Below are 21,106 nucleotides of genomic sequence, written 5' to 3'. Positions count from 1 at the left end.
GCGCATGCGTGCGCCTGCTCGTCCCGGCTAGCTGGCCCATGCGGCGGCCGCCCCGGCAGGCGGCGGCTGCAGATCCATATTGGCATCGAGCAAGGCCGTGATCCAGCCCGCAAACGCCTGCACCTTGGGCGTGGCCAGCCGGCCTTGCGGCGTCAGCAAGGACATGGGCATGGGCGTGGGCGGGCAGGCGGGCAGCACGGCCACCAGGGCGCCGCTGTCGAGGTGTTGGCGCACCTGGTATTGGGCCGCCTGCGCCAGTCCCAGCCCTTGCAGTGCGCAATCGACGCTGGCGTCCGCATCGTTGACGGCGATGGGGCCCGCCATCTGCACGCGCACCACTTCATTATCCTGCAGAAAATCCCAGTCGAAGGCGCGTCCCGTGCGCCCCGAGTAATGCATGATGCCCCGGTGCGTGGCCAGGTCGGCCAGGGTCTGCGGCGTGCCGTGCTTTGCCAGGTAGGCAGGCGCGGCGCACGTGACGAAGCGCATCAGGCCCACCTGTTTGCCGATGAAGGCGGAATCCTGCAAGGTCCCCACGCGCAAGGCGCAATCGATGCCTTCCTGCGTCAGGTCGACCAGGCGGTCCGTCAGGCTCAGCTGCAATTGCACGTCCGGCCAGGCGGCGTGGAATTGCGCGATATGGGGCATGACGAGGCGCCGACCCACCGTATTGGGCAGGTTGATGCGCAGCAAGCCACGGGGCTTTTTCGCGTCGGGGCCGCGGAACGCCAGTTCCGCCGTGTCGACGGCTTTCAGGATGTCGATGCAGTGGCGAAAGTAGTCAGCCCCTTCCGGCGTCAGGGACAAGCGGCGCGTGGTTCGCTGCAGCAATTGCGTGCCCAGGTAGGCTTCCAGTTTTTGCAGGGTGGCCGTCAGCGCGGCGCGCGGCAAATTCAAGGTCTCGGCCGCCTTGGAAAAACTGTTGGCCTCGACGATGCGCACGAAGGTCTGCATGGCCTTGATCTTGTCCATGGGATAGCTTTCATTGTTCATCTTATGTGAAAAGTGTAGGATGATTATGCCCTAATTATCTTTGCCCCGGCTTTGCCTAGAATAGCGACATCCCTATCGAACCGAGGAAACAACATGAACAAGGCCTCATCTTCTGCCCCCCACGACATTGCGCCGGCCATGGTGCTGCTGCTGGCCATCGCTTCCGGCCTGATCGTGGCCAATCTGTACTACGCGCAAACCCTGGTCGGGCCCATCAGCGCCTCCACGGGCCTGTCGGCCAAGGCGGCCGGGCTGATCGTCACCCTGACGCAAGTGGGTTATACGCTGGGCCTGCTGTTTGTCGTGCCGCTGGGCGACTTGCTGGAAAACCGCCGCCTGATCGTCACGGCCTTGCTGGTGACGGCCACGGCCCTGGTCGTGGCAGCCCTCTCCACGGGCGCCATCGTGTTCCTGGCCGCCGCGCTGGCCATCGGCCTCGGTTCCGTGGCGGCGCAAGTGATCGTGCCGTTTGCCGCCCACCTGTCGCAGGAAGCGACGCGGGGGCAGACGGTGGGCAAGGTGGTCAGCGGCTTGTTGCTGGGTATCATGCTGGCCCGTCCCGTGGCTTCGCTGGTGGCCGCGCACGCCAGCTGGCACGTGGTGTTCGGCGGCGCCGCCGTGCTGATGGTCCTGCTGGCGCTGGTGCTGCGCCGCGCCTTGCCCGTGCGCCAGCCCGTGTCGAACATGCGTTATCCGGCCTTGATGGCTTCGCTGTGGCACTTGCTGCTGGGCACACCCGTGCTGCGCCGCCGCGCCGCCTATCATGCGGGCCTGTTCGGCGCCTTCAGCCTGTTCTGGACCGTCACGCCGCTGGTGCTGTCGAGCCCCGCGTTCGGCCTGTCGCAAACGGGCATCGCCATCTTTGCCCTGGTGGGCATGGCGGGCGCCGTGGCGTCGCCCATCGCGGGCCGCCTGGCGGACGCGGGCCACACCTTGCCGGCCACGGCTGCCGCGCTGGCGCTGGGCATCGCCGCGTTTGCCTTGCCGATGTTTGCGCCCGAGTCGAAACATGTGGCGCTGGGCTTGCTGGTTATCGCGTCCATCGTGCTTGACATGGGCGTGGCGGCCAACCTGGTGCTGGGCCAGCGTGCCATCTTCAGCCTGGGCGCGGAAGTGCGGGGCCGCTTGAACGGCCTGTATTTCGCCCTGTTCTTTGCCGGCGGCGCGGCCGGCTCGGCCATTGGCGCCTGGGTGTACGCCAGCTATGGCTGGCCAGCAACCTTGTTGACCGGCATGGCGTTTCCAGGCCTGGCCATGCTGGTGTGGCTGGGAGAATTTTTACCGCTGGCCTCGCGCCGCACGGCTTGAAACCCCGGCGGCGCCTCATTATCACCGATAGGTATTTCTATCATCATGAAGATAAAGTGGCGTGATATGCCGCGATGCCGCAAGATGCACTTGTCTCCTCTATCTCCTCCAAGGAAATAGATTCAGCCCGCTCCCGCAGCGGGCTTTTTTTTGTCCGTTTAAATGACGACCAGGTCCAGCGCGCGCATGAAGTTGGCCGCCTGCGCATGCGTGATGACGGCGCCTTTCAGCAAGGCTGCTTCGCTCAGTTTGAAACCGTCGATATCGGCGCCCCGCAGGTCGGCGCCCTGGAACTTCGCCAGCTTGATGGTGGCGTTGCGCAGGCTGCCCCCTTCGAAGACGGCGTCGCGGAAGTCGCAGCCGGCCAGGTAGGCGTCGGAAAAGTCCAGCTGTTTGAGTATCGCCTTGCGGAACGAAAAGCCGCGCAGGTCGGCGCCCACCAGCAGGCTGTCTTCGAAGGTGAGGCCCAGGTGGGCCACTTCCTCGAACGAGGCGCCCGTCAGCTTGCAGCCGCGGTAGGTGGCCGAGGCCAGCTTGGCGCGCCGCCATTTTGTGTTGTTCAAGTCGCAGCCTTCGAAACTGGCGTCGACGGCGTCCACGGATTCGAAATCGGCGCTGCCCGCGCGGCAGCGGCGCCAGATGCTGCGTGCCAGCTTGCAGGCGAACAAATTGGTGTCGGCAAAGGTGCAGCGTTCAAACGTGCAGCCCTGCAAATCGAGGCGCGACAGGTTTTCGCCGTCGAACGCGCAATCGATGAAGTGGCGCACCGCTTGCGCCAGCTGCTGCTCCATGCCGGCGCGGTCCAGGGTCATGCTGCTTACTGCCGTGTCGTGTGTTGCCATCCGTTTATTTTCCTAATCAAAGCAGGGGAGGGATGGCGTGGCGGAAAAAATGCACGAACCAGACCACCTCCCCGGCTGGTGTAACAGCCAAGGGTCAGCGCCGTGGGTCCGCGTGGGCGGGAGCATGCTGGACGGTGCCAGGCACTTACCGGGTTACCAACCGGTGCGCTCATTTTCGATCAGTCGCTATTGTAGCGGCTAGACTACGCACTTGCCAGTTCTTGCGAAGCCGGGTTAGTATCGTTGCAGGCGCAGCCACTGCGCCAACGTCGCTCGGACGGATCCGGGCGCTTACGTACAGAGATAACCATGACCGACAGCCAAGCTCCGCGCAGCTTTTCGCGCATCAATCGCCTTCCCCCCTACGTTTTCAACATCACCGCCGAACTCAAGATGGCCGCGCGCCGCCGTGGCGAGGACATCATCGACATGTCGATGGGCAATCCCGACGGCGCCACCCCGGCCCACATCGTGGACAAGCTGGTCGAGACGGTGAAACGCCCCGACACGCACGGCTATTCCGCCTCCAAGGGCATCCCCCGATTGCGCCGCGCCATTGCCCACTGGTACAAGAAGCGCTACGAGGTCGACATCGACCCGGACAGCGAAGCCATCGTCACCATCGGTTCGAAAGAGGGCCTGGCCCACCTAATGCTGGCCACCCTGGACCGGGGCGACACGGTGCTGGTGCCCAATCCCAGCTACCCCATCCACATCTGGGGCGCCGTGATCGCGGGCGCCGATATCCGCTCCGTGCGCATGGGGCCGGGCGTGGATTTCTTTGCCGAGCTGGAACGGGCGATCCGCGAAAGCTATCCGAAGCCGAAGATGATGGTGCTGGGTTTCCCGTCCAATCCCACGGCGCAATGCGTGGAACTGGAATTCTTCGAGCGCGTGGTGGCGCTGGCGAAACAGCACAATATTTTGGTGGTGCATGACCTGGCCTACGCCGACATCACTTTCGATGGCTGGAAGGCGCCGTCCATCATGCAGGTGCCCGGCGCGCGCGACGTGGCCGTCGAATTCTTTACCATGTCGAAAAGCTACAACATGGCGGGCTGGCGCATCGGCTTCATGGTGGGCAATGCGGAACTGGTGGCGGCCCTGGCGCGCATCAAGAGCTATCACGACTATGGCAGTTTCACGCCCGTGCAGGTGGCTGCGATTGCCGCGCTGGAAGGCGACCAAAGCTGCGTGACGGAGATCTGCGCCCAGTACCAGCGCCGTCGCGACGTGCTGGTCAAAGGCTTGCATGAAGCGGGCTGGATGGTGGAAAAACCGAAGGCGTCGATGTATATCTGGGCGCATATCCCGGAAGCCTACCGCCACCTGGGCTCGCTGGAATTTGCCAAGCTGCTGCTGCAAAAAGCCAGGGTGAGCGTGTCGCCCGGCATCGGTTTCGGTGAATATGGCGATGAATACGTGCGCTTTGCCCTGATTGAAAACGAGGCGAGGGTACGGCAAGCCTTGCGCGGCATCAAGAATATGTTGCGTTCTGGCGACGGGAAAACGGAAGCGGCCGCGTAAAAGTTGCCGCATGGAATGATCTGTTGCCCCTAATATCACTGCTACGTATTTCTGACATCACGAATATAAAGTGGTTTTATATGCTGCAACGCGGCATCATTCACTTGTCTCCTCTATCTCCTCCAAGGAAATAGATTCAGCCCGCTCCCGCAGCGGGCTTTTTTTTGCCTATTTTTCCGTGCTGTCCTTGTCCTCTTTGTCTTCCGTGCCGTCGTTGAGGCCGTAGAACTTCACGCCCAGGTGGATGCGCTCACGGCCCATGGCCACCCGGTGTTCGTTGCTGTCGCGCAGGGAATAGATGCAGCCGCAATACTCTTGCTGGTAGAAGTTTTCGCGCTTGCTGATCTCGATCATGCGGGCCGAGCCGCCGCCCTTGCGCCAGTTGTATTCCCAGTACAGCAGTTCCGGATAATGGGCCGCCGCGCGCACGCCGCTGCCGTTGATCTGCTTCATGTCTTTCCAGCGCGAAATGCCCAGCGAGCTGGTGATGACGGGGAAGCCGTGCTCGTGCGCATACAGGGCCGTGCGCTCGAAACGCATGTCGAAGCACATGGTGCAGCGGATGCCCCGCTCGGGCTCGTTTTCCATGCCCTTGGCGCGCGCGAACCAGTTGTCGCGGTCGTAATCGGCATCGATGAAGGGAATGCCGAATTTCTCCGCGAAGCGGATGTTTTCATCCTTGCGCAGTTCGTATTCCTTCAGCGGGTGGATGTTCGGATTGTAGAAGAAGATCGTGAAATCGATGCCGGACGCCAGCATCGCCTCCATCACTTCGCCCGAACACGGCGCGCAGCACGAGTGCAGCAGCACCTTGTTCTTGCCTTCCGGCCAGGCCAGCCTGGCGCGTTTGAAATCGTCCTGCAAGGTGGCCAGGTCGGCCGCTGCCAAGGTGGTGTCGCTCATGTCGGATGTGCTCATGGATGGGTTCACATGAATATTAATAATGGATGAATGAAATTTTACCATTATTTTTCATGGATGGAAGCTTCTATGATGTCTCCATACTTCACCAGGAGGAATTACCACCATGACCGTCACGACACACAATCTGGGCTACCCGCGCATCGGCGCCAAACGCGAACTGAAATTCGCGCTGGAAGAGTACTGGAAGGGCAATAGCACGCTGGCCGCGCTGGAAGGCCACGGCGCCGAATTGCGTCAGCGCCACTGGCAAGACCAGGACGCGCTGGACCTGGCGCCCGTGGGTGACTTTTCCTTCTACGACCAGGTGCTGGACTTGAGCTTTACTCTGGGCAACCTGCCGCAGCGCGTGCGCAAGCTGACGGGGGCGGCGCTCGACAACTATTTCCGCGTGGCCCGCGGCCGTTCGGCTAGCGACAGCGATTGCAGCTGCGTCCACGCCGGCGAAATGACGAAATGGTTCGACACCAATTACCACTACATCGTGCCGGAATTTGCTGCCGACACGCAATTCAAGCTCGACAGCAGCCGCTTGCTGCAGCAACTGGCGCAAGCGCGCCAACTGGGCGTGAAAGCCAAGCCCGTGCTGATCGGCCCCGTCACCTACTTGTGGCTGGGCAAGGCCAAGGACGATTCCGACAAGCTGGCGCTGCTGCAAGGCTTGCTGCCCGTCTACGTGCAACTGTTGCAGGAATTGGCCGCTCAGGGCGTGGAGTGGGTGCAGATCGACGAGCCCATCCTCGTTACGGAGCTGGACGGCGCCTGGCAGCAGGCATTGGCCACGGCCTACGCCGCCTTGAGCAAGGGCCATGCCGTCAAGCTGCTGCTGGCCACGTATTTCGGCAAGCTGCAAGGCAATCTGGAACTGGCGTGCAAGCTGCCCGTGCAGGGCTTGCACCTGGACGCCATCAACGCCCGCGATGAAGTGGGGCAAGTGATTGCGCAATTGCCAGGCTCCAGCGTCTTGTCGCTGGGCGTGGTGAATGGGCGCAATATCTGGAAGACGGACCTGAATGAGGCGCTGGACTGGCTGGAGCCCGTGCACCGCAGCCTGCAGGCGCGCCTGTGGATCGCCCCCTCGTGTTCTTTGCTGCACGTGCCCGTCGACCTGGACAGCGAGCAAAAGCTCGATGCCGATATCGGCTCCTGGCTGGCCTTTGCCCGTCAAAAACTCGATGAAGTGCACACCATCGCTGGCGCCCTGAACCATGGCCGCGCCGCCGTGCAGGCCGCGCTGGACACCAATCGCGCGGCCGTGGAAGCGCGCCGCCAGTCGCCGCGCGTGCACAATCCGGACGTCAAGGCGGCCGTGGCCCGTATCGATGCCGGCCTGGGCCAGCGCGCCAGCGCCTATGCCGGGCGTGCCGCCAAGCAAGCTGCGCTGCTGCAACTGCCGCTGTATCCGACGACGACCATCGGCTCGTTTCCGCAGACGGCGGAAATCCGCCAGGCGCGCAGCCAGTTCCGCAGCGGCCAGCTGGACGAAGCCAGCTACAAGAAACTGATGCAGGCGGAAATCGCCCATTGCGTCAAGGAACAGGAAACCCTGGGCCTGGACGTCTTTGTGCACGGCGAAGCGGAACGCAACGACATGGTCGAGTATTTCGGCGAACAGCTGGACGGCTACGCCTTCAGCCAGTTTGGCTGGGTGCAATCGTACGGTTCGCGCTGCGTGAAGCCGCCCATTCTGTTTGGCGACATCAGTCGCCCGCGCGCCATGACGGTCGAGTGGAGCACCTACGCCCAGTCGCTGACGGACAAGCCGATGAAAGGCATGCTGACGGGCCCCGTCACCATCCTGAACTGGTCCTTCGTGCGCGACGACCAGCCCCGTTCCGTGTCGTGCTACCAGCTGGCGCTGGCCATGCGGGCCGAAGTGCAGGACCTGGAACAGGCCGGCATCCGCGTGATCCAGATCGACGAAGCGGCGCTGCGTGAAGGCTTGCCGCTGCGTAAGTCGCAATGGGCCGAGTATTTGCGCTGGGCCGTAGAATCGTTCCGCATCACGGCCAATGGCGTGGCCGATGAAACGCAGATCCACACGCATATGTGCTATTCGGAATTCAACGACATCATCGCGCAGATCGCCGGCATGGATGCGGACGTGATCACGATTGAAACGTCGCGTTCCGACATGGAATTGCTGGACGCTTTCGATGACTTCAACTATCCGAATGAAATCGGCCCTGGCGTCTACGACATCCACTCGCCCAACATTCCGAGCCAGGAACAGATGGTAACGCTGATGCGCAAGGCAGCCGAGCGCATTCCCGCGCAGCGCCTGTGGGTCAACCCCGATTGCGGCCTGAAGACGCGTGGTTGGAAAGAAGTCATTCCGGCGTTGGCGAACATGGTAGCGGCAGCGAAAACCTTGCGCGGCGATAACTTGATGTAAGCAGGGAAGAGGGAGATGAGAGGGCGGTGAGAGGGATATGGCTGAGATATAGATGGATCGTATCTCTATCATCACAACATGCAATTGGATAATGATGCTGCAATGCGGCATCATTCACCTGTCTCCTCTACTTCCTCACAGGAATTAGATTCAGCCCGCTCCCGCAGCGGGCTTTTTTTTGCCTGTTTTTTAGCTACAGCACATTTGCCGCTACGGCCGAGCTGTAGTTGCGCGCCAGCGCCGCGATGATGGCGGCCAGCGCCTGCGGATTGTCGGCGCCGCCGAAGTGCGTGGCATACAGCTGCTTTGCCGCCTCGATCTGCGCATTCGTCAGTTTCACGGCATACGCCATGCGCACGGTTTCAGGATTGTTCAGCGTCATTTTTTACCTTGAAGAGGGAAGTGGACCGGCATGCATATCGCTTGCCCGTGCAAAGGATTGCAACTACAATCATTGCATTTGCAATCGTACAGATGATGCCTGCCATGCGCAAGCATGATCGCGACAGGAGCCGCCATGCCTTCATCCCCCTTGATTCCTTTGCCGCCACCGGACGCCGCGCGCCAGGCCGCGCAAGCCTGCCTGGCCGCGCTGGCCGCCCAGCCGCCGTTGCTGTCGCAGCAGGCCTCGCCGCGCCGCGCGCTGGGCGCCATGGCGGGCAGCCTGCAGCTGGATGCCGGTGTGGCGGACGCCATCCGCATCGTGCGCGCGGAAGTGCCGCACCGGCAAGACGATGCCTGGAACGTGAGAGCGTCCGCCAGCGCCTGGCCGCTGCGCTATGGCGCCGATAAACCGTTGCTGTACCTGTGCCGCCCCGCTTCGCTGCAGGCCTTGCGCGGGGTGCTGGTCGATGCGCGCGCGCGTGGCATCGTCTGCAACGATGCGGAAACGCAAGCCTCGCGCTGGCACAAGGGCGTGCAGCCCGCGCTGCCCGCATGGCTGGCCGCGCAGCCCGATTGCACGCCGTTCGACCCGGCCACCGGCGAGGAAGTGCGCGCCATCGTGCGCGCCGCCCTGGCAACCCTGTACGTGGAACGGCAGCCCGGCTATTTCTACCTGGCCATGCATGACGAGGCGGCGGTGGCGGCGCCCCTGTCGGCCGCCGATGCGGCAGCGGCCAGCCTGGGCATGTACCGCGTGTCGCCGCCGGGGCCGGCGCCATGCCGCGTGCGCCTGTGCGGGGCGGGAGCGATGCTGGCCGTCGTTGCCGATGCGGCCCGCTTGCTGGAAGAGGATTGGAACATTGCCGCACAAGTGTGGAGTTGTCCCAGCTATACGCGCCTGGCGCGCGATGCGCAGGCGGCGGAGCAGTGGAATGTGCGCCATCCGCGCGCCGTCCCCAGGCTGGCCCATGTGCAGCGCTGCCTCGGCGGCAGCGCCGCGCCCGTCATCGCCGTCACCGGCTATGGCCAGCATATCGCGGGCCAGATCGGTGGCTACGTGCGCGGCCGCTTCATCGCCGTCGGCGCCGATAGCGCGACGGAAGCGAGCGCGCCCTGGCTGGCCGTCATGGCGCTCAAGGCGCTGGCCGACGATGGTGCGCTGCCGATGCCCTGCGTCGACTATGCGCTGCGGCGCTACGCCTTGTTCTGAGCGGCGCCCCGTGCCGCCTCGGCGGCGCGGGCGAGGGCGGCGCTGAAGTCCTGCTGCGCGCCGCCGTCAAATTGCGCCAGGAACAGGTCCGCCACCGTGGCCTGGTAGAAGGCCCACATCTTCTTGCGCAAGAGCTTGCCATCTTCCGTGATGGAAACGAAGGCGGCGCGCCCGTCTTCCATCGAGCGCATGCGCGTCACCAGCCCGTCCGCTTCCAGCTTGTCCACCAGGCGCGTCAGGTTGTAGCGCTCGATGGCCAGCGCATCGGCCAGCTCGTGCATGCGGCGCGAACCGTCCTGGCCGCTTTCCAGGCCCCACAGCACGTCATACCACGCATACACGGGCAGGTTGGCCGCGGCCAGGCGGCGTTCGATCTCGCGGATCATCAATCGGTGCGTGCGCACGAACGAAAACCACAGGTCGGGCGCAGGCGCCGATCCAGTTTCAGGCGCGGTGTCAGACATCGGTACTCCTCCATATCAATCACAGTTGCAAATGCAATTATAGCGCTATACAATGGCCGGCATAGCGATTGCAATTGCAATGATTGCATTGGCAATCATTTGTGTAGATGAACTGCCCACTCAGGAGACCGCCATGCCCACATCCCTCGCCGTGCCCGATATCGATCCGCAGGAAACCCAAGAATGGCTGGAGGCGATGCAAGCCGTCGTCGCCGTGGAAGGGCGTCCGCGCGCCCATTATTTGCTCGACCAGCTCGTCGATCTTGACGCCGCGCAGCACGGCGGCCTGCATGGCCGCGTCACCACCGCCTATACCAACAGCATCGCCGCCGAGCGCCAGGGCGCGTATCCGGGCGACCTGTCCATCGAGCGCCGCCTGAACGCCTACATCCGCTGGAACGCCATGGTGATGGTCTTGCGGGCGGCGAAACACTCGAACGTGGGCGGCCACATCGCCACCTATCAGTCCGCGGCCGTGCTGTACGACGTGGGGTTCGACCATTTCTTCCGTGGCCGCACGGAGCAGTTCGCGGGCGACCTGGTCTACATCCAGGGCCATTCCGCGCCCGGCATCTATGGCCGCGCCTATCTGGAAGGCCGCATCACGGAAGCCCAGCTGGACAATTACCGCCGCGAAGCGGGGCGCGAGGGCCTGTCTTCCTACCCGCATCCGCGCCTGATGCCTGACTTCTGGCAATTTCCCACCGTCTCCATGGGACTGGGCCCGCTGACGGCCGCCTACCAGGCCCGCTTCATGCGCTACCTCGAATACCGTGGCTTGAAGGAACACCAGGGCCGCAAGGTGTGGGCTTTTCTTGGCGATGGCGAGATGGACCAGCCGGAATCGCTGGCCGCCATTGCGCTGGGCGGACGCGAGCGCCTGGATAACCTGATCTTCGTGGTGAACTGCAACTTGCAGCGCCTCGACGGTCCCGTGCGCGGCAACAGCAAGGTCATCCAGGAGCTGGAAGGCACGTTCCGCGCGGCGGGCTGGCATGTGATCAAGGTCATCTGGGGCAGCGGCTGGGATGCCTTGTTGCAGCAGGATACGAGCGGCTTGCTGCGTCAGCGCATGATGGAATGCGTGGATGGCGATTACCAGACCTTCAAATCGCAGAGCGGCGCATATGTGCGCGAGCATTTCTTTGGCAAGTATCCGGCACTGCTGGCGCTGGTGGCGCACCTGTCGGACGACGAGATCTGGCAGCTGACGCGGGGCGGACACGACCCCGAAAAAGTCCATGCCGCGTATGCCGAGGCCATGCGTACGCCTGGCCGTCCCACCGTGATCCTGGCGAAGACCGTCAAGGGTTTCGGCATGGGCGAGGCGGGCGAAGGGCAGAACATCAACCATCAGCTGAAAAAGATGAGCGCCGATGCCGTGCGCGCATTCCGCGACCGCTTCGCGCTGCCCGTCAGCGATGCCCGGCTGGAAGAAATGCCGTATCTGAAACCGGCGCCGGACAGCGAGGAAGCGCGCTACTTTGCCGCGCGCCGGGCGCAGCTGGGCGGCCATATCCCCGCCCGCATCGGCAAGGTGGCCCCTTTGCCCGTGCCGCCGCTGTCCACGTTCGCCACCCAGCTCAACGATAGCGGCGAGCGGGGCGCGTCGACCACCATGGCCTTCGTGCGCATCCTCGGCACCCTGCTGAAAGACCCCGCCTTGAGCAAGATCATCGTGCCCATCGTGCCGGACGAATCGCGCACCTTCGGCATGGAAGGCCTGTTCCGCCAGATCGGCATCCATTCCTACCTGGGCCAGCTGTACACGCCGCAGGATGCGGGCCAGCTCAGCTATTACAAGGAAGCGAAGGATGGGCAGATCTTGCAGGAGGGTATCAACGAATCGGGCGCGATTTCTTCCTGGATCGCCGCCGGCACGTCCTACAGCAACCATGGCCTGGCCACCATCCCGTTCTATATCTTTTATTCCATGTTCGGCCTGCAGCGCGTGGGCGACCTGGCGTGGGCGGCGGCCGATGCCCGCACGCGCGGTTTCCTGCTGGGCGCCACCTCGGGACGCACGACATTGATGGGCGAAGGCTTGCAGCATGACGATGGCCACAGCCACGTGCTGTCGTCCGTGATTCCCAACTGCATTTCGTACGACCCCACGTTTGCCTACGAGCTGGCCGTGATCATCCACGATGGCTTGCGCCGCATGTTTGCCGAGCAGGAAGACATTTTTTACTACATCACCTTGCTCAACGAAAACTATCCGCATCCGGCCATGCCGGCAGGGGCCGAGGCGGGCATCTTGCGGGGCCTGTATCTGCTGCAGCAAGGCCCGGAAGCGGCAGTGCGCGTGCAGCTGATGGGCAGCGGTTCCATCCTGCGCGAAGTGATCGCCGCCGGCATGCTGCTGCAGCAGGATTTCGGCGTGGCGGCCGATGTGTGGAGCGCCACCAGCCTGACTGAAGTGCGGCGCGACGGCCTGGCCGTGCAGCGCTGGAACATGCTGCACCCGGACAGCGAACAGCGGGTGCCGTATATCGCGCAATGCCTGGCCGGCCGGCAAGGCCCCGTGGTGGTGGCCACCGACTACATGAAGATCGTCGGCGACCAGGTGCGCCCGTTTGTTGCCGACAGGCGCTTCGTCACCCTGGGCACGGATGGCTTCGGCCGCTCCGATACGCGCGAATCGCTGCGCACCTTCTTTGAAGTGGACCGCCATTTCATCGTCCTGGCCGCGCTGACGGCACTGGCCGACGAGGGGCGGGTGGCGCGCAGCCTGGTGGGCGACGCCATCCGCAAGTACGGCATCGATGTGGAAAAAATCGATCCCGCATCCGTGTAACTTTTTCAGGAGACTGATCATGAAGCTGTATTACGCAACGGGCACGTGTTCGCTGTCGCCGCATATCGTCGCCATCGAGGCGGGCCTTGCGCTGGAACTCGAGCGCGTCGATATCAAGGCCATTCCTCGCCTCACGGAAACGGGCGCCGATTATGCGCGCATCAACCCGAACCTGTACGTGCCGGCGCTGGCGCTCGACGATGGCACGATCGTGCTGGAGGGCACGGCCATCGTGCAATACCTGGCCGACCTGGCGCCGGCCAGCGGCCTGGCGCCGCCGCCGGGCACGCTGGCGCGCGTGCAGCTGCAGTCGTGGCTGGGCTTTATCGCCACCGAGCTGCACAAGGCCTACAGCCCCTGGCTATTCCATCCGGAATACGGCACCCAGGCGCAGGACGTGGCCCGCTCGCGCATCGCGGCGCGCCTCGACTATGTGGAGCGGCAACTGGCGGCCGGCGGACCGTACCTGTTGGGCGAGTGCTATTCCATCGCGGATGCCTATCTGTACACCATCCTCGGCTGGTCGGCATACGCCCGGGTGGACCTGTCGGCCTTCCCGCAGGTCAACAACCTGATCGCGCGCGTGGGCGAGCGTCCCGCCGTGCGCGCAGCGCTGCGCGTGGAGGCGGGGCGGCAAGCGGCGTGAACGGGTGGGGAAGGGAGCAGATATTGATAAATCATATTTCCATCATCACAACATGCAATTGGATAGCTATGCTGCGATGCGGCATGATGCGTTTGTCTCCTCTACTTCCTCACAGGAATTAGATTCAGCCCGCTCCCGCAGCGGGCTTTTTTTTGCCCGTTTTTGATGCGCAAACCTGCGCACGCTTGCTTGCCATCATCGCCATCGTGTTGCTTTTGTGCATGCTAAACTGGGCGATCCCCAGAATAAGGTTGCACCCATGCTAGATCTCTTCCGCCATACGCTGGAGTCCACGCCCATCCTTGCCCTGTTTCTCGTCATCGGCGCCGGCTATGCGCTGGGGCGCATCAGCGTGTTCGGCTTTTCGCTGGGTGTGGGCGGCGTGCTGTTCGCGGGGCTGGCGCTGGGCGCCTTCGCCCCCGGGTCCGTGCCGCCGCCGATGGTCGGCTCCATCGGCCTGCTGCTGTTTCTGTATGGCATAGGCGTGCAGTACGGCGTGCAGTTTTTTGCCGGCTTGCGCGGTGCGGGGCAGAAACACAACCTGATCGCCTTTGCCGCCGTCATGGGCGGCCTGGCCGTCTCCGTCTGGGGCGGTCAGTGGATCGATATTTCGCTGCGCATGGCCAGCGGCGTGTTTGCCGGCGCCATGACCAGCACGGCGGCCCTGCAGGCGGCGCTGGAAGCGTCGCACGGCAATGGCGACGCGGCCGTCGGCTATGCCGTCGCCTATCCGTTCGGCGTCGTGGGCCCCATGCTGGGCCTGTACCTGGCCGGGCGCATCTTGAAACCCGTGCTGACGCCGCCGCCCGCACCCATCGTCGTGTCGGAAATTACCATCGATGAAGCGACCTTGGCGGGCGCCGCCCTGTCCGAACTGGCCGATGGCCCGCTGGCCGGCGTGCAGGTGATCGGCGTGCGCCAGGGCCACCAGAACCGCTTGCCCGACCCGTCCCTGGTGCTCGGCGTGGGCGACGCGCTGATGGTGTCGGGCACGGTGGCGGGCGTGGAAGCGGCGCGCACGGCGCTGGGGCACCTGGACCCGGGCCGGCTGATGAAGGACCGCAGCGATTTCGACGGCACGGAAGTGTTCGTGTCCGATGCGGAAATCGTCGGCGTACCGCTGGGTGAATTGAACCTGGGCAAGGATTTCCCCCTGCAGATCGCCTTCATACGCCGCGGCGACGCCATGATACTGCCCCATCCTTTCCTGACCCTGGAATTCGGCGACCGGGTAATGGCCATTGCGCCGGCCAAACATGCGGCCGACGTGCGCAAGCTGTTCGGCAATTCCATCACGGCCACGGCCGAGTTCAGCTATGTGTCGCTGGGCATGGGCATGGTGCTGGGCGTGCTGCTGGGCCTGGTGCCTATCCCCTTGCCGTGGATAGGCTCGTTCAGCCTGGGCCTGGCGGGCGGCCCGCTGGTGATGGCGCTGATCCTGGGGCGCCTGGGCAGGGTCGGCAAGATCAGCTGGCGCCTGCCGCTGTCGGCCAACCTGGTCATGCGCAATTATGGCTTGACGATTTTCCTCGCCTCCGTGGGCATGGCGTCCGGCCTGCCCTTCGTGCAGCAGGTGGGCGCCGACGGCTTGCCCATGCTGGCGCTGGGGGCCGTGACGGTGCTGGTGGTGGTAGCCCTTGTCGTAATCCTGGGCAAGGTCTTCCTGCGCCTGCCGTTTCCCGAGCTGCTGGGCATCGCGGCCGGCGCCACGGGCAACCCGGCCGTGCTGGTGTTCGCCAACCGCCTGGCCAGGTCGGACCGCCCGAACCTGGGCTACGCCATGATTTTCCCCAGCATGACCATCGTCAAGATCGTGGCCGTGCAGGTGCTGCTGCATCTGTACGGCTGATGGCGGCCATAGTCAGTCTCTTGCAGGGCCAGGCTGCTTCTTGGCTTCAATAAAGTTCATGCCAAAAGACAGAAGCAAGGCGGCAGCGGCGCATCCTGCGGCAAGCCACAGGTTGGCTGAGAGGCCCAGCCTGTCCACGGCCTGGCCACCGGTCCATGCCCCGAGGGCAATGCCGATATTGAAGACACCGACATACAGCGCGGCGACGATCTCCGCGGCCCCGGGCGCCGCCTTCATCATCAAGGTCATCAGGCCGACCGATACGCCACCGTAAGCCAGTCCCCAGGCCAGCAACACCACGCCGCCGCCGATGCCGGAGTCGCCGATAGCCAGGAACAGCAGCGGCGTGAGCAGCAGGCCGCCCGAGATGGCGATGATGGTTGGCACCGTACGCCGCACGGCAACCATGCCCGCCAGGAAGTTGCCGAGGATGCCCGCGCAGCCATAGGCAAACAGCAGCGTGCCCAGCCATTGCGTATCAAACCCCGACATGGACAGCAGTAGCGGGCGCACGAAGGTAAAGGCCATGAAATGGCTGCTCACCAGCAACAGGGTCAGAAGCAGCCCCGCTTGCAACTGCCTGTTGCGCAGCTGTCTGCCGAATTGGCGCAAGCTTGCCGCACCGGCAGCGGGCAGCGCGGGAATGACGGCCAGATGCAGCGCCAGTACCAGGCTGCTGAACAGGGCCATGACGCCGAATGCCCAGCGCCATCCTGCAACCTCGCCGATTTGTGCGCCTAGCGGCACGCCCAGCACGGAAGCGGCCGCCACGCCACCGAAGATGATCGACGTTGCCAGGCCGATCGAGCGTGCCGCAACCAGCCGGGAAGCGAGGCCGCCGGCGATGGCCCAGATGCCGCCCATGCAAAAACCGACGAGAACACGGGCAGCCAGCATCCACGCCATGTTCTGCGCCAGGGCCGAGGCAATGTTCGCGAGCACCAGTAGCGTCAGCAAACCGCACAGGATGTTGCGCCTGTCCAGGCTGCCTGATGCGAGCACGACCAGCGGCGCGAACAAGGCCGCCAGCAATGCTGGCAGCGAGATCATCAGGCCGGCGGTGCCCGTGGAGGTGCCCAGGGCGCCAGCAATCGGCGTCAACAGGCCGACGGGGAGCATTTCCGTCGTCACGACCGAAAAGGTGGCCATGCCGACGGCGCAGACCGCCAGCCACGGATGGCGGCCAGAGGATTCTGTGGAAGCGTGGTGAGACGTACTCATGGGGCATATCCTTGATTGATCATTCGATAAACGGCGTGTGTCCTGCTTGCAATGGGAACACGTCGCCGTGATAATACATACATCGCGTATGAATAGTATATATTCATACGCACTACATGTAAATAATCATACGCTGCGTATGTAAGGAGAAAGCAATGGTTCGCCGCACCCGTGTGGAAATGGAAGAAACCCGCGCATCGTTGCTGGCCACGGCCCGCAAAGTGTTCAGCGAGCGCGGTTATGCCGACACGTCGATGGACGACCTTACGGCGCAGGCAGGGCTGACGCGTGGCGCCCTGTATCATCATTTCGGCGACAAGAAGGGCTTGCTGCTGGCGGTGGTCGAACAGATCGACGCGGAAATGGATGGCCGCCTGCAAGCCATCTCCGACGGCGCCGACGACTTGTGGGAAGGCTTTCGCAGCCGCTGCCGTGCCTATCTCGAGATGGCCGTGGAACCGGAAATTCAGCGCATCGTCTTACGCGATGCGAGGGCAGTCCTCGGTGGCGCTGCCCCGGACTCGCAGCGCCATTGCCTCGAGTCGATGCAGAAGCTTATCGAGCAGCTGATTCAGCAAGGCATCGTGGCTGACGCTTGCCCAGAGGCACTGGCTTCGCTGATCTACGGCAGCCTGGCAGAAGCGGCGTTCTGGATCGCAGACGGTGAGGAAGGCAATGCGCGCTTGATAAAAGGAATCGCAGCTTTGGAATTGCTGCTGCGGGGGCTGTTGCTGAAAAGGTAGTCGCGAAAAGCGCTATGGCCTCGCGATGAATCTTGGGCGTACGGCGGTTTTGCGTACGCGACCCTTTCGCAATCTCATCGATATCCTGTCGCGCACAGGGGCCACGTGCCAACGGCGGCATTCAGCCCGTTCTACCCGCTTTCCTTGCCGCACCTGCCCGCGTAAAACCCCTGGCGCTGCTCCCATTCTGTTGTACAATCCTTGAGAACGGTCGTGCTTTTTTGTGCGCTGAACTTCCTTGCGTGCAGTCATCACGGCAACCGATAAGAACAAGGAGACAGACATGGACCTGCATTACACGGCCGAGGAGACGGCGTTCCGCGACACGGTGCGCGCCTTCCTCGACACCCATTTGCCAGCGGATTTGCAGCGCAAGGTGCGCCAGCATCTGCGCCTGGCCAAGGATGATTACGTGCGCTGGCACAAGATTGTCGCGCAACAAGGCTGGGCCGCGCCGGCCTGGCCCGTCGAATACGGCGGCACGGGCTGGACGTCCGTTCAGCGCCATATCTGGGAAGACGAGTGCGCGCGCGCGGCCACGCCGCCCATCCTGCCGTTCGGCGTCAACATGGTGGCGCCCGTCATCATGGCCTTCGCCAACGCGGAACAAAAAGCCTATTATCTGCCGCGCATCTTGAACTGCGACGACTGGTGGTGCCAGGGCTACTCGGAGCCGGGCGCCGGGTCCGACCTCGCTTCGCTGAAAACCACGGCCGAACGCGACGGCGACCACTACATCGTCAACGGCCAGAAAACCTGGACGACGCTGGGCCAGCACGCGGACATGATCTTTTGCCTGGTGCGCACGGACAGCACGGTGCGCAAGCAGGAAGGCATCAGTTTCTTGCTGATCGACATGAAAACGCCGGGTATCACCGTGCGTCCCATCATCATGCTCGATGAAGAGCACGAGGTGAACGAAGTCTTCTTCGACAATGTGCGCGTGCCTGTCAGCAACCTGGTGGGCCAGGAAAACAAGGGCTGGACCTATGCCAAGTATCTGCTGGGCCATGAGCGCACGGGCATTGCCGCCGTGGGCCGCTCCAAGCGCGAACTGACCTTCCTCAAGCAACTGGCCATGCAGCAAACCAAGCGCGGTGCGCCGCTGCTGCACGATCGCGCCTTTGCGGCCAAGGTCGCCACCCTGGAAATCGAATTGATGGCGCTGGAAATGACGGTCTTGCGCGTCATCAGCGAAGAAGGCAAGGGGCCGGGACCGCAGGCATCGATGCTGAAGGTGCGCGGCTCGGAACTGCAGCAGCAGCTGACGGAACTGATGGTGGAAGCGATCGGCCCGCAAGCCTTGCCGTTCGATCCATCGTTCCTCGACGGCAGCGCGCCGCATGGCGCTGGCGGCGACGACCTGGCCGCGCCGCTGGCCGCGTATTACTTCAATTACCGCAAGACATCGATCTATGGCGGCTCGAATGAAATCCAGAAAAACATCATCACGCAGATGATCCTGGGCCTGTAAGCCAGAAGGAGACGACATGGACTTTCAATTCAATCAGGAACAGCAGCAATTTGCCGATGCGCTCGGGCGCTGGGTCGACAAGGATTACCCATTTGAAACGCGCAAGCAGATCATCCACTCGGCCACGGGCGTCTCCAGCGCTGCCTGGGCCACCCTGGCCGAGCTGGGCATGACGGCCTTGCCGCTGCCGGCCGCCGCGGGCGGCTTCGATGGCACGGCTGTCGACATGCTGCTGGTGATGCAGGAACTGGGACGCGGCCTCGTGGTCGAACCATACCTGGCTACCGTGCTGGGCGCGCGCTTCCTGACCCTGGCGGGCGGACACGACGGCGTGCTGGAGCAGGTGGCCAGCGGCAGCATGAAGCTGGCCTGCGCGCTGGGCGAACGGCAGTCGCGCCACGATATGCACGACATCGCCACCACGGCCACGGCCAGCGGCGACGGTTTCGTGCTGGACGGCGAGAAAACCGTCGTCATCCATGGTGCGCAGGCGGGCGCCCTGATCGTCTCGGCCCGCAGCAGCGGCCGCCAGGACGGCACGGACGGCATTTCGCTGTTCCTCGTGCCCGTCGATGCGCCGGGCGTCACCGTGCGCGATTACCGCAACATCGACGGCCAGCGCGCCGCCACCGTGACCCTCGTGCAAGTGGTGCTGGGGCATGACGCCCTGGTCGGCCAGGCGGGACAGGGCTGGCCCGTGCTGGACGCGGCGCTCGACTATGGCGCGGCCCTGCTGTGCGCGGAAGCCGTGGGCGCCATGGACGCCATTTTTGCCGCCACCCTCGAGTACCTGAAGACGCGCCAGCAATTCGGTGCGCCCATCGGCAAGTTCCAGGCCTTGCAGCACCGCATGGCCGACATGTTCATCCACCTGGAGCAGGCGCGTTCGATGGCCATGCTGGCGGCCGCCAAGGCCGACAGCGACGACGTGGCCGAGCGGCGACGCACGGTGTCCGCCGCCAAGGCGCGGGTGGGGCTGGCCGCCACCTTTGTCGGCCAGCAAGCCGTGCAATTGCATGGCGGCATGGGCGTGACGGACGAATTGCCTGCCGCCCACCATTTCAAGCGCCTGTCCATGATCGCCCTGACCCTGGGCGACGTGGAGCACCACATCGAGCGCTTTATCGCCCAGCCGGGCTTCTTGCCGACGGAGACCGCATGACCGCATTGACCGGAATCAAACCCAAGCACTGGTATTTTGAAGATTTTACGCAGGGACTGGAAATCGACCTGGGCCAGCGCCACGTGACGGAGCGGGAAATCATCGCCTTCGCCACGGATTTCGACCCGCAGCCCTTCCACGTCGACCACGCGGCCGCGGAAAAAACCATCTTCAAGGGCGTGATCGCCAGCGGCTGGCACACGTGCGGCATGATGATGCGCCTGGTGGTGGATAACCTGCTCAAGCATTCGTCCAGCATGGGCTCGCCCGGCCTGGACAGCATCCGCTGGCTCAAGCCCGTGCGCGCGGGCGACACCCTGCACCTGACCTATCAAGTCAAGGAAGTGCGCCCGTCCACGTCGAAGCCGGACCGCGGCATCGTCATTTCCGTGTGGAGCGTGCGCAACCAGCATGGCGAAGTGGTGACGACGGTGGAAGGCATGGGCATGTTCGGCCGCCGCCCGGCAGGAGAAAACCATGCGTGATATCGCGGGCATCGCGGGCTTCCAGGCCTTGGCGGGACAGCACGTGGCCGTTTCCGACTGGCTGACCATCACCCAGCAGCGCATCGACACCTTTGCCGATGCCACCAACGACCATCAATGGATCCACGTGGACGCGGAGCGCTGCGCGCGCGAGTCGCCGTATGGCTGCACCGTGGCGCACGGCTTCCTGACGTTATCGTTGCTGCCCGCCATGTTGCAGGGGGCCTTGCACATGGCCGGCATCCGCATGGCCATCAACTATGGCTTGAACAAGGTGCGCTTTCCCGCGCCCGTGCCCGTGAACAGCCGCCTGCGCGCGCGGCTCGACATCCTGTCCGTCGACGACTTGCCGGAAGGGGCGCAAGTAAACTGGGCCGTCACCATGGAGAGGGAAGGCGATACGAAACCCGTGTGCGTAGCGGAGTTTCTGATGCGCTGCTATCCCTGAGCCGTACCTTGCACCCGCTTCGCGGGAAGGCAGGCAGTTGTGCGCTCCTGCGCGTGCGCCAAGTGTACGCTGGTGGCGCGCCGGCGGTTTCCGGCGAAGGAGGCGATGATGTCCAACCAGGCAAACAGCGGAAAGGGCGGCGCCGGCAAGGCCGCCACGGGCAGCGGCAAGGCGGCCGCCAGGGGCAGTAGCGCTACGGGCAGAGGTCCAGGCCCGGGCAATGCGGGCGGCTGGCCC

18 protein-coding genes are annotated in these 21,106 nt (G+C 63.9%); 12 read left to right on the top strand and 6 right to left on the bottom strand.

The genetic code is table 11. From position 1 onward, the window contains the following. Positions 1-27: 27 nt before the first annotated feature. Complete coding sequence (locus VPH41_RS13290; RefSeq protein WP_328570379.1) at positions 28-972, bottom strand: LysR family transcriptional regulator; 945 nt, start codon at positions 970-972, stop codon at positions 28-30. Between the two features lie 114 nt (positions 973-1,086). Here VPH41_RS13290 and VPH41_RS13285 point away from each other — a divergent pair, with 114 nt between their 5' ends. Next, complete coding sequence (locus VPH41_RS13285; protein WP_328570378.1) at positions 1,087-2,301, top strand: MFS transporter; 1,215 nt, start codon at positions 1,087-1,089, stop codon at positions 2,299-2,301. Between the two features lie 158 nt (positions 2,302-2,459). Here the strand turns inward: VPH41_RS13285 and VPH41_RS13280 are convergent, their stop codons facing one another. After that, a complete protein-coding gene (locus VPH41_RS13280; RefSeq protein ID WP_328570377.1) occupies positions 2,460-3,143 on the bottom strand; it encodes a pentapeptide repeat-containing protein in 684 nt (227 codons plus the stop codon). A gap of 309 nt (positions 3,144-3,452) precedes the next feature. On the opposite strand from VPH41_RS13280, the gene alaC reads away from it, so the two are divergent. Continuing rightward, positions 3,453-4,670: an alanine transaminase gene (gene alaC, locus VPH41_RS13275; RefSeq protein ID WP_152259207.1), complete on the top strand. Its 1,218-nt coding sequence runs from the start codon at positions 3,453-3,455 to the stop codon at positions 4,668-4,670. A 168-nt stretch (positions 4,671-4,838) separates the two neighbouring features. Here the strand turns inward: alaC and VPH41_RS13270 are convergent, their stop codons facing one another. Beyond that, positions 4,839-5,573, bottom strand: a complete 735-nt coding sequence (locus VPH41_RS13270) for an epoxyqueuosine reductase QueH (protein ID WP_442906268.1) — start codon at positions 5,571-5,573, stop codon at positions 4,839-4,841. A gap of 124 nt (positions 5,574-5,697) precedes the next feature. On the opposite strand from VPH41_RS13270, the gene metE reads away from it, so the two are divergent. Continuing rightward, positions 5,698-7,986 carry a 5-methyltetrahydropteroyltriglutamate--homocysteine S-methyltransferase gene (metE, locus tag VPH41_RS13265; RefSeq protein ID WP_328570376.1) on the top strand — a complete coding sequence of 763 codons (2,289 nt, stop codon included), beginning with the start codon at positions 5,698-5,700 and terminating at the stop codon, positions 7,984-7,986. 193 nt (positions 7,987-8,179) lie between these two features. Here metE and VPH41_RS13260 read toward each other — a convergent pair whose 3' ends face one another. Then, the gene (locus tag VPH41_RS13260; RefSeq protein ID WP_328570375.1) at positions 8,180-8,368 is read right to left on the bottom strand and encodes a hypothetical protein; all 189 of its coding nucleotides are present in this window, start codon (positions 8,366-8,368) and stop codon (positions 8,180-8,182) included. A 135-nt stretch (positions 8,369-8,503) separates the two neighbouring features. Between VPH41_RS13260 and VPH41_RS13255 the strand changes: the two genes are divergently transcribed. Next, positions 8,504-9,580: a transketolase-like TK C-terminal-containing protein gene (locus tag VPH41_RS13255; RefSeq protein WP_328570374.1), complete on the top strand. Its 1,077-nt coding sequence runs from the start codon at positions 8,504-8,506 to the stop codon at positions 9,578-9,580. On the opposite strand, the gene VPH41_RS13250 is transcribed toward VPH41_RS13255, so the two are convergent. Next, on the bottom strand, positions 9,565-10,044 hold the full coding sequence (locus VPH41_RS13250) for a MarR family winged helix-turn-helix transcriptional regulator (protein WP_328570373.1): 480 nt from the start codon (positions 10,042-10,044) through the stop codon (positions 9,565-9,567). The two genes, VPH41_RS13255 and VPH41_RS13250, sit on opposite strands and share 16 nt — an antisense overlap. Positions 10,045-10,177: 133 nt before the next feature. Between VPH41_RS13250 and aceE the strand changes: the two genes are divergently transcribed. From aceE to VPH41_RS13235, 3 genes are all read left to right on the top strand, one after another. Beyond that, positions 10,178-12,841 (top strand): pyruvate dehydrogenase (acetyl-transferring), homodimeric type, encoded by a 2,664-nt coding sequence (gene aceE / locus VPH41_RS13245; protein ID WP_328570372.1) that lies wholly within the window; start codon positions 10,178-10,180, stop codon positions 12,839-12,841. A gap of 19 nt (positions 12,842-12,860) precedes the next feature. After that, positions 12,861-13,487 (top strand): glutathione S-transferase family protein, encoded by a 627-nt coding sequence (locus tag VPH41_RS13240; RefSeq protein ID WP_328570371.1) that lies wholly within the window; start codon positions 12,861-12,863, stop codon positions 13,485-13,487. Between the two features lie 259 nt (positions 13,488-13,746). After that, positions 13,747-15,336, top strand: coding sequence for an aspartate:alanine exchanger family transporter (locus VPH41_RS13235; protein WP_152259198.1), 1,590 nt, complete (start codon positions 13,747-13,749; stop codon positions 15,334-15,336). Between the two features lie 12 nt (positions 15,337-15,348). On the opposite strand, the gene VPH41_RS13230 is transcribed toward VPH41_RS13235, so the two are convergent. Beyond that, complete coding sequence (locus VPH41_RS13230) at positions 15,349-16,557, bottom strand: MFS transporter (RefSeq protein ID WP_328570370.1); 1,209 nt, start codon at positions 16,555-16,557, stop codon at positions 15,349-15,351. Positions 16,558-16,712: 155 nt separating this feature from the next. On the opposite strand from VPH41_RS13230, the gene VPH41_RS13225 reads away from it, so the two are divergent. The 5 genes from VPH41_RS13225 to VPH41_RS13205 all read left to right on the top strand — a co-directional run bounded on the left by VPH41_RS13225 (position 16,713) and on the right by VPH41_RS13205 (position 20,869). Further along, the gene (locus VPH41_RS13225; RefSeq protein ID WP_328570369.1) at positions 16,713-17,300 is read left to right on the top strand and encodes a TetR/AcrR family transcriptional regulator; all 588 of its coding nucleotides are present in this window, start codon (positions 16,713-16,715) and stop codon (positions 17,298-17,300) included. A gap of 283 nt (positions 17,301-17,583) precedes the next feature. Next, positions 17,584-18,774, top strand: a complete 1,191-nt coding sequence (locus tag VPH41_RS13220) for an acyl-CoA dehydrogenase family protein (protein ID WP_328570368.1) — start codon at positions 17,584-17,586, stop codon at positions 18,772-18,774. 16 nt (positions 18,775-18,790) lie between these two features. Next, positions 18,791-19,936 carry an acyl-CoA dehydrogenase family protein gene (locus VPH41_RS13215; protein WP_328570367.1) on the top strand — a complete coding sequence of 382 codons (1,146 nt, stop codon included), beginning with the start codon at positions 18,791-18,793 and terminating at the stop codon, positions 19,934-19,936. Beyond that, positions 19,933-20,421 carry a MaoC family dehydratase gene (locus tag VPH41_RS13210; RefSeq protein ID WP_152259193.1) on the top strand — a complete coding sequence of 163 codons (489 nt, stop codon included), beginning with the start codon at positions 19,933-19,935 and terminating at the stop codon, positions 20,419-20,421. The genes VPH41_RS13215 and VPH41_RS13210 overlap by 4 nt, the downstream gene beginning before the upstream one ends. Then, positions 20,414-20,869 (top strand): MaoC family dehydratase, encoded by a 456-nt coding sequence (locus tag VPH41_RS13205; protein WP_328570366.1) that lies wholly within the window; start codon positions 20,414-20,416, stop codon positions 20,867-20,869. The genes VPH41_RS13210 and VPH41_RS13205 overlap by 8 nt, the downstream gene beginning before the upstream one ends. The last annotated feature ends 237 nt before the right edge of the window (positions 20,870-21,106 follow it).

The sequence above is a fragment of the Janthinobacterium sp. P210006 genome (assembly GCF_036231885.1).
In the GTDB taxonomy this organism is placed as follows: Bacteria; Pseudomonadota; Gammaproteobacteria; order Burkholderiales; family Burkholderiaceae_D; genus Janthinobacterium; species Janthinobacterium violaceinigrum.
The sequence above is the reverse complement of the archived record's forward strand: the minus strand, read 5'-3'. Positions and strand labels throughout refer to the sequence as shown.

Excerpts from the sequence above, each read along its gene's own strand:
- VPH41_RS13290 (WP_328570379.1), bottom strand. The coding sequence starts at position 972 with ATGGACAAGATCAAGGCCATGCAGACCTTCGTGCGCATCGTCGAGGCC.
- VPH41_RS13285 (WP_328570378.1), top strand. The coding sequence starts at position 1,087 with ATGAACAAGGCCTCATCTTCTGCCCCCCACGACATTGCGCCGGCCATG.
- VPH41_RS13280 (WP_328570377.1), bottom strand. The coding sequence starts at position 3,143 with ATGGCAACACACGACACGGCAGTAAGCAGCATGACCCTGGACCGCGCC.
- alaC (WP_152259207.1), top strand. The coding sequence starts at position 3,453 with ATGACCGACAGCCAAGCTCCGCGCAGCTTTTCGCGCATCAATCGCCTT.
- VPH41_RS13270 (WP_442906268.1), bottom strand. The coding sequence starts at position 5,573 with ATGAGCGACACCACCTTGGCAGCGGCCGACCTGGCCACCTTGCAGGAC.
- metE (WP_328570376.1), top strand. The coding sequence starts at position 5,698 with ATGACCGTCACGACACACAATCTGGGCTACCCGCGCATCGGCGCCAAA.
- VPH41_RS13260 (WP_328570375.1), bottom strand. The coding sequence starts at position 8,368 with ATGACGCTGAACAATCCTGAAACCGTGCGCATGGCGTATGCCGTGAAA.
- VPH41_RS13255 (WP_328570374.1), top strand. The coding sequence starts at position 8,504 with ATGCCTTCATCCCCCTTGATTCCTTTGCCGCCACCGGACGCCGCGCGC.
- VPH41_RS13250 (WP_328570373.1), bottom strand. The coding sequence starts at position 10,044 with ATGTCTGACACCGCGCCTGAAACTGGATCGGCGCCTGCGCCCGACCTG.
- aceE (WP_328570372.1), top strand. The coding sequence starts at position 10,178 with ATGCCCACATCCCTCGCCGTGCCCGATATCGATCCGCAGGAAACCCAA.
- VPH41_RS13240 (WP_328570371.1), top strand. The coding sequence starts at position 12,861 with ATGAAGCTGTATTACGCAACGGGCACGTGTTCGCTGTCGCCGCATATC.
- VPH41_RS13235 (WP_152259198.1), top strand. The coding sequence starts at position 13,747 with ATGCTAGATCTCTTCCGCCATACGCTGGAGTCCACGCCCATCCTTGCC.
- VPH41_RS13230 (WP_328570370.1), bottom strand. The coding sequence starts at position 16,557 with ATGAGTACGTCTCACCACGCTTCCACAGAATCCTCTGGCCGCCATCCG.
- VPH41_RS13225 (WP_328570369.1), top strand. The coding sequence starts at position 16,713 with ATGGTTCGCCGCACCCGTGTGGAAATGGAAGAAACCCGCGCATCGTTG.
- VPH41_RS13220 (WP_328570368.1), top strand. The coding sequence starts at position 17,584 with ATGGACCTGCATTACACGGCCGAGGAGACGGCGTTCCGCGACACGGTG.
- VPH41_RS13215 (WP_328570367.1), top strand. The coding sequence starts at position 18,791 with ATGGACTTTCAATTCAATCAGGAACAGCAGCAATTTGCCGATGCGCTC.
- VPH41_RS13210 (WP_152259193.1), top strand. The coding sequence starts at position 19,933 with ATGACCGCATTGACCGGAATCAAACCCAAGCACTGGTATTTTGAAGAT.
- VPH41_RS13205 (WP_328570366.1), top strand. The coding sequence starts at position 20,414 with ATGCGTGATATCGCGGGCATCGCGGGCTTCCAGGCCTTGGCGGGACAG.